This is a genomic window from Labrenzia sp. VG12 (assembly GCF_002237595.1).
Taxonomy (GTDB): domain Bacteria; phylum Pseudomonadota; class Alphaproteobacteria; order Rhizobiales; family Stappiaceae; genus Roseibium.
Map to the genome: position 1 here is coordinate 3,163,471 of NZ_CP022529.1, position 12,979 is coordinate 3,176,449.

At 61.3% G+C, this 12,979-nt stretch carries 13 protein-coding genes; 6 read left to right on the forward strand and 7 right to left on the reverse strand.

Annotated elements, in window-relative coordinates; genetic code table 11:
- Positions 1-83: 83 nt before the first annotated feature.
- The 6 genes from fdh3B to CHH27_RS14685 all read right to left on the reverse strand — a co-directional run bounded on the left by fdh3B (position 84) and on the right by CHH27_RS14685 (position 5,998).
- Entirely contained in the window at positions 84-689 is a 606-nt protein-coding gene (gene fdh3B, locus CHH27_RS14660; RefSeq protein ID WP_094072251.1) for a formate dehydrogenase FDH3 subunit beta, read from the reverse strand.
- A 12-nt stretch (positions 690-701) separates the two neighbouring features.
- The gene (locus CHH27_RS14665; protein WP_094072252.1) at positions 702-3,593 is read right to left on the reverse strand and encodes a formate dehydrogenase subunit alpha; all 2,892 of its coding nucleotides are present in this window, start codon (positions 3,591-3,593) and stop codon (positions 702-704) included.
- 203 nt (positions 3,594-3,796) lie between these two features.
- Complete coding sequence (locus tag CHH27_RS14670) at positions 3,797-3,997, reverse strand: twin-arginine translocation pathway signal protein (RefSeq protein WP_094072253.1); 201 nt, start codon at positions 3,995-3,997, stop codon at positions 3,797-3,799.
- Positions 3,998-4,055: 58 nt separating this feature from the next.
- Entirely contained in the window at positions 4,056-4,664 is a 609-nt protein-coding gene (locus CHH27_RS14675; RefSeq protein ID WP_094072254.1) for a molecular chaperone, read from the reverse strand.
- Between the two features lie 84 nt (positions 4,665-4,748).
- Positions 4,749-5,432, reverse strand: coding sequence for a DUF3306 domain-containing protein (locus CHH27_RS14680; RefSeq protein WP_094072255.1), 684 nt, complete (start codon positions 5,430-5,432; stop codon positions 4,749-4,751).
- Positions 5,429-5,998, reverse strand: coding sequence for a DUF3305 domain-containing protein (locus CHH27_RS14685; protein ID WP_247646289.1), 570 nt, complete (start codon positions 5,996-5,998; stop codon positions 5,429-5,431). Before CHH27_RS14685 ends, CHH27_RS14680 begins: the two co-directional genes overlap by 4 nt.
- 203 nt (positions 5,999-6,201) lie before the next feature.
- Between CHH27_RS14685 and CHH27_RS14690 the strand changes: the two genes are divergently transcribed.
- Positions 6,202-8,166 carry a 4Fe-4S binding protein gene (locus tag CHH27_RS14690; protein ID WP_094074763.1) on the forward strand — a complete coding sequence of 655 codons (1,965 nt, stop codon included), beginning with the start codon at positions 6,202-6,204 and terminating at the stop codon, positions 8,164-8,166.
- Between the two features lie 16 nt (positions 8,167-8,182).
- On the opposite strand, the gene CHH27_RS14695 is transcribed toward CHH27_RS14690, so the two are convergent.
- On the reverse strand, positions 8,183-8,947 hold the full coding sequence (locus CHH27_RS14695) for a hypothetical protein (RefSeq protein WP_208988231.1): 765 nt from the start codon (positions 8,945-8,947) through the stop codon (positions 8,183-8,185).
- A gap of 93 nt (positions 8,948-9,040) precedes the next feature.
- Here CHH27_RS14695 and CHH27_RS14700 point away from each other — a divergent pair, with 93 nt between their 5' ends.
- The 5 genes from CHH27_RS14700 (at position 9,041) to ppk2 (ending at position 12,909) form a co-directional block, all read left to right on the forward strand.
- Positions 9,041-9,229, forward strand: coding sequence for a DUF6494 family protein (locus tag CHH27_RS14700; protein WP_094072257.1), 189 nt, complete (start codon positions 9,041-9,043; stop codon positions 9,227-9,229).
- Positions 9,230-9,236: 7 nt separating this feature from the next.
- Positions 9,237-10,328 carry an Mrp/NBP35 family ATP-binding protein gene (locus tag CHH27_RS14705; RefSeq protein WP_198338222.1) on the forward strand — a complete coding sequence of 364 codons (1,092 nt, stop codon included), beginning with the start codon at positions 9,237-9,239 and terminating at the stop codon, positions 10,326-10,328.
- A complete protein-coding gene (locus CHH27_RS14710; protein WP_094072259.1) occupies positions 10,325-11,026 on the forward strand; it encodes a biotin/lipoate--protein ligase family protein in 702 nt (233 codons plus the stop codon). The genes CHH27_RS14705 and CHH27_RS14710 overlap by 4 nt, the downstream gene beginning before the upstream one ends.
- A gap of 4 nt (positions 11,027-11,030) precedes the next feature.
- Positions 11,031-11,507: a DUF6505 family protein gene (locus CHH27_RS14715; protein WP_094072260.1), complete on the forward strand. Its 477-nt coding sequence runs from the start codon at positions 11,031-11,033 to the stop codon at positions 11,505-11,507.
- Between the two features lie 319 nt (positions 11,508-11,826).
- Positions 11,827-12,909 (forward strand): polyphosphate kinase 2, encoded by a 1,083-nt coding sequence (gene ppk2, locus CHH27_RS14720; protein WP_208988232.1) that lies wholly within the window; start codon positions 11,827-11,829, stop codon positions 12,907-12,909.
- The last annotated feature ends 70 nt before the right edge of the window (positions 12,910-12,979 follow it).

Sequence of the window (12,979 nt, forward strand, 5' to 3'; positions counted from 1 at the left end):
CCCGCTTTTTGTCGATTGCGGGCACGCGGGCCCGAAAAGTCCAGTGACGAAGCCCCTCCAACGCCACCAGACATTCCGTCCGATCAGTTGCCCTGACGGCCGTAGGCAGAACCCCAGCCCCAGGCGCCGGAGCCGAAGCCACGGGCAACCACACGCTCACGGTAGATCGCGGAGACGACGTCCCCATCACCTGCCAGGAGCGCCTTGGTGGAGCACATTTCCGCACAGATCGGAAGTTTACCTTCAGCAATACGGTTGCGGCCGTATTTGGCAAACTCCGCGGTCGAGTTGTTCTCTTCCGGACCACCTGCACAGAAGGTGCATTTGTCCATCTTGCCGCGTGATCCGAAATTGCCCGCTTGCGGGAATTGCGGCGCGCCGAACGGACAGGCGTAGAAGCAGTAGCCGCAGCCAATGCACAGGTCCTTCGAGTGAAGCACCACGCCTTCTTCGTTCTGGTAGAAACAATCGACCGGGCACACCGCCATGCAGGGTGCGTCCGAACAGTGCATGCAGGCGACCGAGATCGACCGTTCGCCAGGCTTGCCATCATTGATGGTCACCACCCGGCGGCGGTTGATGCCCCAGGGCACCTCATGCTCGTTCTTACAAGCCGTCACACAGGCATTGCACTCAATGCAACGCTCAGCGTCACAAAGGAACTTAGCCCTCGCTTGTCCAAGTGCCATTGCATTTCCTCCTTACGCTGCCGAGATCTTGCAGAGAGTGGCTTTGGTCTCCTGCATCTGGGTGACCGAATCGTAGCCGTAGGTCTGCGCCGTGTTGGTGCTTTCGCCCAGGACATACGGATCGGCTCCCGACGGATACTTGGACCGCTGGTCTTCGCCCTGGAAATGGCCGCCGAAGTGGAACGGCATGAAGGCAACGCCCTCGCCGACCCGTTCGGTCACCATCGCCATGACCTTGACCTTGCCGCCTTCCGGACCTTCAACCCAGACCTGCGCGCCGTCCCGCACCCCGAGATTGTTCGCATCTCGTGGATTGATTTCGACGAACATGTCCTGCTGAAGCTCGGCAAGCCATGGGTTTGACCGGGTTTCATCCCCGCCGCCTTCATATTCCACCAGTCGGCCGGACGTCAGGATAATCGGGTAATCCTTGGAGAAGTCCTGCTTCTGGATGGAAGCGTAAAGCGTCGGCAGGCGGTAGAATTTCCGGTCCTCGTAGGTCGGATAATCTGCCACCAGGTCCCGGCGGTTGGTGTAGAGCGGCTCGCGGTGGAGCGGGATCGGATCCGGGAAAGTCCAGACCACGGCTCGCGCCTTTGCGTTGCCGAATGGGGCGCAGCCATGTTTGATGGCAACCCTCTGGATACCGCCGGAGAGGTCGGTCTTCCAGTTGGTCTTCGGTCCTGCAACCGCATCGATGGCAGCCCGTTCCTCGTCGGTCAGATCACCATCCCAGCCGAGATCAATCAGCATCTGCATGGTGAACTCGGGATAGCCGTCCTGGATTTCCGCGCCCGGGTTGGAAACGCCGTCTGCCAACAGGTTCTGGCCGTCGCGCTCCACACCGAAACGGGCCCGGAAGCACAGGCCTCCTTCCGCAACAGGCTTGGACATGTCGTAGAGGTTCGGTGTGCCCGGATGCTTCATTTCCGGCGTACCCCAGCAGGGCCACGGCATGCCGTAATAGTCGCCGTCATTCGGGCCACCCACGGCCTGCAGCGTCGTTCTGTCGAAGGTGTGCTGGTTGGCCATGTGCGACTTGATCCGCTCCGGCGACTGACCGGTGTAACCGATCGTCCAGAGGCCGCGGTTCAGTTCGCGGGTGATATCCTCGATGTTCGGTGTTTCCGCATCTTCCATCTCGATGTTGCGGAAGAGACGGTCGCCCCAGCCGAACTTGTTCGCGAACTTGGCCATGATCACATGATCCGGCAGGCTCTCGAACAGCGGTTCCACCACCTTGTCGCGCCACTGCAGTGAGCGGTTCGACGCGGTCACGGAGCCCCGGGTTTCGAACTGGGTACAGGCCGGCAGCAGATAGACACCGTCCGTGCGGTCATGAAGCACGGCAGAGACCGTCGGATACGGGTCGACCACGACCAGTGTATCCAGCTGTTCCATCGCTTTCTTCATTTCCACCATGCGGGTCTGGGAGTTCGGGGCATGTCCCCAAAGCACCATGGCCCGGACCGCGTTGGGCTGGTCGGTATTGGCCGGATCTTCCAGAACACCGTCGATCCAGCGGCTGACCGGGATACCGGTCAGGTTCATGAGGTTCTTCTCTTTGCCATCTGCACCAGTGGTGGTGGCGAACTGGCCTTTCAGCCAGTCGAGATCCTCGTCCCAGACACGTGACCAGTGGCCCCAGGCCCCAGCCGACAGGCCATAATAGCCCGGCAACGTGTGGCTCAGAACGCCAAGGTCCGTTGCGCCCTGCACGTTGTCATGGCCACGGAAGATGTTGGTACCACCGCCGGAGGTACCCATGTTTCCGAGAGCAAGCTGCAGGATGCAGTAGGCGCGGGTGTTGTTGTTGCCGTTGGTGTGCTGGGTGCCGCCCATGCACCAGATCACGGTGCCCGGACGGTTGTTGGCAAGCGTCCGCGCCACGCGTTTCAGCTGGCTTTCCGGCGTGCCGGTCACACGCTCGACTTCATCCGGCGTCCAGCGGGCGACTTCCTCGCGGATCTGGTCCATGCCCCAGACACGGGTGCGGATGAACTCCTTGTCCTCCCAGCCATTGTCGAAGATGTGCCAGAGAATGCCCCAGACCAGGGCGACGTCGGTGCCCGGGCGGAAACGCACATATTCGTCGGCATGGGCCGCCGTTCGGGTGAAGCGCGGATCACAGACGATCACCGGCGCGTTGTTCTGTTCCTTGGCACGCAGCACATGCAGCAGGGAAACCGGATGGGCTTCCGCGGGATTGCCGCCGATGATGAAGATCGCCTTGGAATTATGGATGTCGTTGTAGCTGTTGGTCATGGCGCCGTAGCCCCATGTGTTGGCTACGCCGGCAACCGTTGTGGAGTGACAGATACGGGCCTGGTGATCCACATTGTTCGTGCCCCAATAGGCTGCGAACTTGCGGAACAGATAGGCTTGCTCGTTATTGTGCTTGGCCGAGCCGAGCCAGTAGACGCTGTCCGGGCCGCTTTCTTCCCGGATCTGCATCATCTGGTCGCCGATCTCGTTGATCGCCTCGTCCCAGCTGATGCGCTTCCACTCGCCGCCTTCCTTTTTCATCGGATATTTCAGCCGGCGCTCGCCATGGGCGTGTTCGCGGACGGCCGCGCCTTTCGCGCAGTGGGCGCCGAGGTTGAACGGGCTGTCCCATCCGGGCTCCTGGCCGACCCAGACGCCGTTGGAGACTTCCGCAATCACGGTGCAGCCGACGGAACAGTGGGTACAGACGGATTTAACAAGATCGACCGCGTTGCTGCCAGCTTGCGCCTCAGCCCTGGTCACGGAACCGCCTGTGGCGGTGATGGCGGCAAGGCCGCCTGCGGCAAGACCGGATCCTTTCAGGAAGGTCCGGCGGTCTACCGATTTGTGTGCAGCGTCTCTAAGGATACTTGCACCCTGGGGGCGTCGCGCAACCCCATTGGTCTTTTTCCTAAGCATGTTGCCCTACCTTGCTTGTATCGAACTCGATACGGCTGGGTTGGATGTCAGTGTCCGGCCGTCGGGCGTCACGCAACCATTGGCCGGGGCAAATGAGATCAGAAAAAGGTCGCCTTATCTGACGGCCGTGTCACTGATCCTGTCCAACGTCTTCGAGCATCGGATCTGCGAACTTCAGCAAAAGGGATGCTCAGGGCGTCCGGTCAGAACCGGGCGCTGTCGAAATAGGCGCGGGTATGCGCCGTGTCCTGCATCTTGTCCGAAGACAGATCAGGGGTCGCAGCTTCGGCAGTCCCGCCTGCGGCTGTCGCAGCCACGGCAACGGGCGCCGAAAGAGCGGCCAGTTTCAGGAAATCCCGGCGGCCAGTGCCCTCTTTGGGCTCCGCCTGTTCGGGTCGTTTCATCGCAGCAATCCTCCTCTCCTTGCGGCGGCTCCAGCCGCCTAAATTGCCTACGCAAGCTCTAGTTGGGCAGCATTTCGAAAGCCTCGGCTTCGACCTCCATGAACTGCCGCCCCAACGAGCCGACCGCCCCGTAAAAAACGGAACTCTTGGTCGCCTCAAGATCGGTGAAGAAGTGAACGGCCCAGGGCTCGATATGGGCCTTGAAGAATTCGCGCTGACCGGCAACCGGCGTGACGGAGCCGAAGCGGCCCGTGATCAGGCCGGCCATCATTTCCATCAGCGATGCGATATTGTCTTCCGGCTCGTGTTTACCGTCGGCGCGCTGGATCCCTCGCGACATCATGTCGGCACGCAGGTTGGCCAGCGGTTTTTCATTGAGGAAACCGGTCAGATAGTGACTGGCATAGGGGAGAAGTTCGCCACGCCCGAGCCCGATGAAGAGCGTATTGAACTCCCGCTCCACCGTTTCCGGCGCGGTCACCGGCGCGATCCGGGCCAGCACATCCAGCGATCGGCCGATCGGCGTATCGCTGCCCTTGAGCGCTGCGATCTGACCAAGCAGAACCCCGTCGGCGGGTGCGGCCAACAGAGTTCCAAGAAAGTCATAAAGGTCTGCCCGGGCCTGATCTTCCGGGTCAATCACAAATTCCCTGACCACTGCGGACATACGCCGCCTTCCTCCCTCACTGCGCGGTACGGGTACCACCCCTGTTGTTGTAAAACCGATTTCGACCCGACATAGACTTTAGTATTACGAATAGTCGAAGCGAAGCCGTCGTTTTCTTGGCGGGGGGATATCTACCTGTTCATCTAGGGCAGATTCTTCCAAATCAAGTGTAACCGCGTCCTCTTCAGAAGATTGGACGAGGTCGTCACCTTGCGTCAATTGAAAAAGTGCTTTTCTTTTTTCAACCAGATCGTTTTGCGTTGCAGTATTTTCTTTGCGCTGCACACTTTCTGCGTCGGACGCCACCGCGGCACTGTCTTCCTCCGGCGGGGCGTCCGGCTCGCTTTCTGGCTCCGCTTCGGTGAGTTCTGCGAACTTGTCGAACATGCCCTTGCCAACCTGGTAGACGGTCTGCATGTCGGAGATCACCGTCGCCGCGTCTGTGTAATCCTCCGCGTAGTCGACAAGGCCATCAAGATTGGCCAGCACCGGGTTCAGGGTCCAGAGCCGCCTGAGCGCGCGCCGGCGCAGACGCTCCGGAACAGCAGCGCCCAGAAACCTCTTGAAGTCATCGCTTTCGTTCAGGCTGTCGGGATCCGGAAGGCCAAGCTCTTCCAGGATCTCCTCATCCGGCATCTCTTCCAGCCTCGACCGCTCCCCGGCAACGGCTTCGGCCACCCTTTCAGCCTGCTCGGCCTCCTCCGCTGCCCGGACAGCTGCCTTGCGCCGGGACCAGAAGTCGCCAGGTGTGTCGTCGCCGCCCGTCACTGCAACGTGTCCTTCGGTTTTCGTCCGGGAGACCGGTAAACGTCGCTCAACTGCTTGATGCGTGGATCGCCGATCCCATCCTCGACAAGATCGATGCGTTTCTTGTCACGCTTGCGCTTGATGAAGATCTCTTCTTCATGATGGGTCTCGACAAAATCCCGGATCCAGGCGATCAGGCCGGGAGGCATCGGGATCTTCTCAACCTGGACTTCGCTGGAATCGGCATAGTCCTGCCCCTCATAGGCGGAAGCCGTCACAAGGGCGACTTCCAGCGGCACTTCGGCCTCGATTTCCTCAACCGGGCGCAGCACCACATAGACAGACGGGACCTTGTCGGAGAGTGCCGTCAGATAGGCTTCGGTATCCGCCCGGTGCAGTTCGAGCGGAACCGTTGCGGCATGATATTCAACCGCCTCGCCTTCCTCGCGCAGCACCGCCCAATCGGCCGGCCCCGCTCCTGGCAGGACCGAGACCGGGCGCCACGAAAATTTCTGCCATTTGGTCACGCCGGGCAGGCGCCGGACCACGACGCCAAGCGGCATGGTCCGCGTCCGTTCCGTATTCACAGCCAAGCATCCTCCCAGATCCGGCAATCGGACTTAGTTTCTTATCCTGCTAATGCTGTCGCATGTCCGACAAATTTCAAGCCCCGCAGAAGTCGAACTTGACGCAGGTGAAGCTGCGCCCTTGTTATGGTGAGTGGGATTCGTCGAAACGCCCGGCTGAAAAGGGCATCGACAATCCAAGCGGGGGAGAGGACGCGCACAAGATGACGGAGACAAAGCTGCTGCTTTGTGACTGCCTGAAGTCTCAGGCGATCGATGCCGAAGCCATTGAAAACGCGAGCGGTTTGACCTGCTCGAAAGTGCATACTGAACTTTGCCGGAAGGAAGCGGGTTTTGCCGAAGACGCGCTCAGGGCAGGAAATGTCGTCATTGCCTGCCAGCAGGAGCGACAGGCTTTTGAGGACCTAGCGGCGGAGTTGGAGGTCGCTGATCCGGTTTTTGTCGACATTCGCGACCGGGCCGGCTGGACCGTAGACGCGAGTTCGGTCACGCCCAAGATGGCGGCACTCATTGCCGACGCCCTGTTGCCGCATCCCGGCGAGAAGGTCATGGACATCTCGTCCACCGGCACCTGTCTGATCCTGGGAGATACCGAGCCTGCTCTTGCCGCAGCAGCGGACCTCTGCAACACGCTCAGCGTGACCGTGCTGCTCGCCCCAGAAGCCGAACTTCCTGTGAGTGACGACAGACGCTTCGACATCGTGCGCGGCCGCCTGAAATCGGCAACGGGTGCCCTGGGTCAGTTCAAACTCACCTTCGATGCCCTGCAGGAGCGCATTCCGGGGGGCCGCGGCGCCCCCGCCTGGACAGAGCCCAAAAACGGCGGCCGGACTGAATGCGATATTGTTATTGATCTCCGCCGCACCCAGCCACTCTTCCCGGCCGCCGAGAAGCGCGAAGGTTATTTGCGCGCCGACCCGGGCAGCGCAGATGCCTTCCGGCGCGCCGTTCTGGAAGCCTCCCAACTGATCGGCACTTTCGAAAAACCGATCCACATTCGTCTCGATGAAACGCTCTGCGCCCACTCCCGCGCGCAGAAAACCGGTTGCAGCCGTTGCCTTGATCTGTGCCCGACCGGCGCGATCACACCGGCCGGGGATCACGTTGCCGTTGACGCCATTATCTGTGCCGGTTGCGGCAGCTGTTCCGCGGCCTGCCCCTCCGGCGCGATTTCCTATGATGCGCCACCTGTCGCCCACACTTTTCAGCGCCTGAAGACACTTGCCTCCAGCTGGCGCAAACTGAGCGACACGGCCCCGCGTCTTCTGGTTCATGACAGTGGCCATGGAGCCGACCTGATCCGCCTGAGCGCCCGCTATGGCAAGGGCCTGCCGGCCGATGTCATTCCGATGGAAATGCCCGGGCTTGCCGGGTTCGGCCATGCCGAAGCCCTGGGCGCCCTGGCATCCGGTTTCAGCTCAGTCACGCTGCTTGCCTCTCCGACGACGGAAACCGACGGCATTCCCTTCCAGGTCGAGCTTGGCAACACGCTTGCCGGCCAGAACCGCATTTCCGTGATCGAGCCGACCGATCCGGATCAGCTGGAAGCGGCCCTTTACCTTGAACCTGCCTCGGCGCTGACCGAGCAACCGATCCTGCCGCTCGGGACGCGGCGCCAGATCACACGGCTTGCGGCAAAGGCGATCCATCCGGAAGGCAGCGTTCTGCCCCTGCCCACCGGTGCCCCTTATGGTTCTGTCACACTCGACCAGGACGCCTGCACACTTTGCCTGTCCTGTGTTTCCCTGTGCCCATCCGGAGCGCTCAAGGAAAATCCGGATCAACCGCAACTGCGTTTCCAGGAAGATGCCTGTCTGCAATGCGGCATCTGCACCAACATTTGCCCCGAAAGCGCTCTGAGCCTCGATCCGCGCCTCAATCTTGCCGACGAGGCGCTCCGTCCGCGCGTGCTCAAGGAAGAAGAACCGTTCCACTGCGTTGAATGCGGCAAGCCGTTCGGCGTGCGCTCGATGGTCGAACGCATGACAGAAAAACTCGCCGGCAATCACTCCATGTTCCAGGACAACAAGGCCGCCCGGCTGATCCAGATGTGCGACGACTGCCGGGTCAATTCGGTCTACCACTCGGAGAACAATCCATTCGCCATGGGCGAGCGGCCGCGCGTGCGCACCACCGATGACTATATCAGCAAGCGGCGCGATCATTGACGGATGTAGCAGGCACTCACTGGTACTGGATCGGCGCGCCCAGATCCGCCGGAGGGATCTGGGAGACGAATGCCAGAATGGCTTCAAGGTCCTCCAGGGTCATCTCCACCGGTGCGATCGGAGACGGCCGGCTGATGTCGAAGGGCGGCGTGACGCCGTCAATGATGGTGAAGGCCGGATGGGGCTTGAGCACAAAAAACGCCTCGAACCGCGCCTGCCAGTCCGAGAAGGACCGCATCACGGCAAAGGAGGGCGACGAGCCGATCGTCGACATGCGCGTGGCTTCGTTGACCATGTGGCAACGCCCGCAATGCAATACGGACAGCTTCTCCCCCTCCTGCGCGTTTCCCGGCAAGACCACCGCCTCGACTGCCGCCTGCTGGCCGAGTGCGGCAACGAACAGGGGTTTGCCCTCCGGCTGGAAGGACCCGATGGTTTTCTGGCCGACATCACTGGCAAGCCAGTCCGTAAAGCGCGCGAGATGGACATTTTCCGCGTCAAGAACCGCCAGGGACCACATCCGGTCTAGTCCCTCGAACACGGGCTGGCCCGCACCGCTCGCCGACAATGCGGCTTCCGCCGGCGCGCCCTCGTCCACAAGTTCGATCCGGATCTGCGTTTTCAGGGAAAAACGCGGCAGCAGGTGTTTGAGAAACCCGCTGTTCACCAGGTCTTCCGGCGCACTCAGCCGGAAGCTTTTGGATTGTGCCGCGCCCGTCCCGGGCACTACGCTGCAAAGCATCAGGCTCAACAGCCACAAGAAGACAAGACGACAGCCCACGCGCTCCTCCCTCACGTTGCCGGTCGATGACGTTAGGGTAGGAGCGGAAACGCCAGGCCGTCAATGCATTGACAATTGCAACGGGAGGATAAGATGAGCGACGATTTCAACATGTCCATGCGCAAGTTCCTGAAACAGGTGGGCGTCACCTCGCAGCAGGCGATCGAAAAAGCGGTCCGCGAAGCAGACAATGCGGACGGCAAGACCTTCAAGGTCAAGGCGGTCGTCACGATCGAGGAACTCGGCATGGAACATGTCGTCACCGGCGAAATCGAGGGGTAGGACGACAGTGCCGCTAAGCCGCGAAAGCGTTCTTGACGTCCTGAAAACCGTCAGCGACCCGGCAACGGGCGAGAACATCGTTGCCTCCGGCATGATGCGCGCGCTGCGCGTTTCGGACAGCGAAGTCCGGTTTGTCATGGAGATCGACGGCAGCCGTGTTGCCGAGATGGAGGCCCTGGCCGCCGAAGCGGAGAAAAAGCTGGGCAACTTGGACGGCTGTGACAGCGTGCAGATTGCCCTGACCGCCCATGCAGACCAGGCGCCCGCTCCGAAACAACCCTCCGAACCACAGCCGATCAAACAGCGCCCGGCGCCGCCCGGCACCTCCGGACCTCAGAAAGTTCCCGGCATCGACCGGGTGATTGCAGTTGCGTCCGGCAAGGGTGGCGTCGGCAAGTCGACCGTCGCGGCAAACCTGGCGTGCGCTCTTGCCGCCGCAGGTCGCAAGGTCGGCCTGCTCGATGCCGATGTCTATGGGCCCTCGCAACCGAAGATGCTCGGGGTTTCCGGTCGGCCGACGTCCCCCGACGGCCAGATGATCCTGCCGCTTCGCAATCACGGTGTCACCGTTATCTCCATCGGACTGATGACCAGGGAAGACGAAGCCGTGGTCTGGCGCGGCCCCATGCTGATGGGCGCGCTGCAGCAGATGATGGCCCAGGTCCAATGGGGCAAGCTGGATGTGCTGATCGTTGACCTGCCGCCTGGTACCGGTGACGTTCAGATGACGCTTTGCCAGAAGTTCATCGTCGACGGCGCCGTCATCGTGTCGACACCGCAGGACGTTGCCCTGCTCGACGCCCGCAAGGGCATCAACATGTTCACCGAAATGCAGGTGCCGATCATCGGCATGATCGAGAACATGTCGACCCATATATGCTCCAATTGCGGTCACGAGGAACACGTTTTCGGTCATGGCGGCGTCGCCGCGGAAGCGGAAAAGCTCGGCGTTCCGCTGCTGGCCGAAGTGCCGCTGCATCTGAATATCAGGATGGCCGGCGACGGCGGTGTGCCCATTGCGATCAAGACGCCCGACGCGCCGGAAGCCGGCGTCTTCCGCCAGCTGGCCAAAACGCTTGTCGAGGAGGGGCATGCATGAGCGAACCGCAGTTCCCGCCGCTGTTTCAGGGCGAACCGCTCACTGGCCGGGCCGATCCGTTCGACAGGGCCATTGCGCTTGCCATTGCCGGCACCGATGCGGGCACGGTGGTCTATAACCTTCACGGATCGCAGCTGCGGGCCAGTCTGATCTTTGCACCGGAACAGCCCCTCGAACGGGCGATGACCGCCCTGCCCGTCTGCGGTCTCGGACTGCAGGCTGCCCTCGGCGCCCTTGCACCGCCGGAAGTCGCCGTGCATCTTGAATGGGATGGCCGGGTCAGGGTCAACGGCGCCACCTGCGGACGGCTGCGCGCCAAGGCGTCATCCGTCCTGCCGGATGCCGAGCCCGACTGGCTCGTCATCGGCCTTGAACTCGACATGACAAGTCCGGAGGACAACCCCGGCAGCGACCCGACGCACACATATCTTTCAGAAGAAGGCTGCGCGGATGTCACGGCCGAAGCGCTTCTGGAAGCCTGGGTCCGCCACAGCCTTTACTGGATCAACCGCTGGCTGGAAGACGGCCCCCGTCCCGTTCATGACGACTGGCGTGCGCTTGTGCCGAATATCGGCGAGCCCGTCGAGATTGACGGACAGGCGGGAACCTTTGTGGGTGTCGACGAGACCTTTGGCCTGCTGCTTCGCCAGGGCAACGACACCAATCTGATCCCGCTATCCACCCGGCTGGAGGTTTGACCCCATGAAACTCGCCCGCGCCATTCACCTGGATGACAGCGACCGCAATGTCTTCTTTTCCCCTGCTCGCACCGGCGAGTGGTGCCTGTCCGGTGGCTTTGAGTTCTCCGACTGGTCGGACGCCGACCTGGAAGGCAAGGCCCGCCAGGCCTTTGCCAACGGCTGGCTGGGCCTCGAAACCTTCGGACGGGTAACCTTTGTTGCCGTCACCCCGATCGAGGAAGCGGAATTCGGGCAACTGGTCGACCGGCTGGCGCAGCATTTTGTCGACATGTACGGCGCCCCCTCCGTCGACGCGGCAAGAGGCGTCGCGGAAGAAGAACTGCGTTACATGGCCGATCTGTGCGAAGAGCATCCGGAAAACACGCTGATGGCCGTGCAGCGGGAATTGACCGAGGAAGGCGTCCGGGAAGGTTTCCGGACAATCGCAGCACCGGACGCGGAGCTCGACATAGTGGCCGTGCACGGCGACCAGTACTGATCCCGTCGGAACTGCATCCAGGGCCGACACGTTGTTACCGCGCTTAAGGAAACCTCAGCGCAGGATACGTCCCTGTGTGTGCCGGCTCGCCGAAGCCACGACTGCCGTTATTTGAATTTCGAAAAAGCCACTTCCTTCGCCTTCCTTAGATTTCGACCGCAAACAAGCCAAAGTAGTAAAAACACGTACATAAGTAAATTTGTAGAAAATTTACCATTCAAGCCTGGTCAACTGCGACAAAATGGCAAGTTGATGCGCATCAATGCTTTCGGAACGATTATCTGTTACCTTGGGTAATTCAGACGAGGAGGCATTCTTTATGGCATCACAGGCAACCGCATCGGCACGCAAACCCGCAAACGGCAAGGCGCCGGCTCCCAAGACAACAAAACCCAAAGCGGCAACACGGCAGAAGAAAGCGCCTGTGGCAATCGAGAACGAGGCAGGCACCAAGCCCGATGCGGCGGCAGAGCATCACCCGACGGGTGCCGAACTGCGCCATGTGCTCGCGGAAATGCGCCACTCCACCGAGGCCATCCAGAACGTCTTTGAAACCGGTGAATATCCCTATGCCACCAAGATGCGCCGTGCGGCCTATGAAAAACGCAAGGCGAAACTGCAGGCGGAACTCCTGAAAGCCCAGAAGTGGATCCAGGAAACAGGCAAGCGCGTGGTCCTTCTGTTTGAGGGCCGTGATGCTGCCGGCAAGGGCGGCACGATCAAGCGCTTCATGGAACATCTGAACCCGCGCGGTGCCAGCGTGGTTGCCCTGCAGAAACCGTCGGAAAGCGAGATGAGCCAGTGGTATTTCCAGCGCTACATCGAACATCTTCCGACCGCCGGCCAGATGATCCTCTTCGACCGGTCCTGGTACAACCGCGCGGGCGTTGAACGGGTGATGGGCTTCTGCTCTCCGTCGCAATATCTGGAATTCATGCGCCAGGCGCCCGAGATCGAGCGCATGCTGACCCGCGACGGCATCCTGCTTTTCAAATACTGGTTCTCCGTGACCCAGTCGGAACAGCGCCGCCGATTCAACCAGCGCAAGACCGATCCGCTCAAGCAGTGGAAACTGTCACCGATCGACATGGCCTCCCTCGACAAGTGGGACGATTATACCGAAGCCAAGGAAGCCATGTTCTTCTACACCGACACCGCGGATGCCCCCTGGACCATCGTCAAGTCGGACGACAAGAAACGCGCCCGCCTGAACTGCATGGAGCATTTCCTGAACGCCCTGCCCTATCCGGACAAGGATCGGCGCATTGTCGGTGAGCCCGACCCGCTGATCGTCGGTTCCAGCCAGCATGTCATCGGCAAGGACAGCCACATCCTCGGCAAGACCCTGCACCCGGACACAAAGGGCCGGCGCAACGGAGACGGATCACACCCGAACACCTGAGCGGCCATGGCCTGATCGAGACAAACCCGTCTGCCAGCCCGGCAGGCGGGTTTTCTTTGCTCGGCGCACC

Excerpts from the sequence above, each read along its gene's own strand:
- fdh3B (WP_094072251.1), bottom strand. The coding sequence starts at position 689 with ATGGCACTTGGACAAGCGAGGGCTAAGTTCCTTTGTGACGCTGAGCGT.
- CHH27_RS14665 (WP_094072252.1), bottom strand. The coding sequence starts at position 3,593 with ATGCTTAGGAAAAAGACCAATGGGGTTGCGCGACGCCCCCAGGGTGCA.
- CHH27_RS14670 (WP_094072253.1), bottom strand. The coding sequence starts at position 3,997 with ATGAAACGACCCGAACAGGCGGAGCCCAAAGAGGGCACTGGCCGCCGG.
- CHH27_RS14675 (WP_094072254.1), bottom strand. The coding sequence starts at position 4,664 with ATGTCCGCAGTGGTCAGGGAATTTGTGATTGACCCGGAAGATCAGGCC.
- CHH27_RS14690 (WP_094074763.1), top strand. The coding sequence starts at position 6,202 with ATGACGGAGACAAAGCTGCTGCTTTGTGACTGCCTGAAGTCTCAGGCG.
- CHH27_RS14700 (WP_094072257.1), top strand. The coding sequence starts at position 9,041 with ATGAGCGACGATTTCAACATGTCCATGCGCAAGTTCCTGAAACAGGTG.
- CHH27_RS14710 (WP_094072259.1), top strand. The coding sequence starts at position 10,325 with ATGAGCGAACCGCAGTTCCCGCCGCTGTTTCAGGGCGAACCGCTCACT.
- CHH27_RS14715 (WP_094072260.1), top strand. The coding sequence starts at position 11,031 with ATGAAACTCGCCCGCGCCATTCACCTGGATGACAGCGACCGCAATGTC.
- ppk2 (WP_208988232.1), top strand. The coding sequence starts at position 11,827 with ATGGCATCACAGGCAACCGCATCGGCACGCAAACCCGCAAACGGCAAG.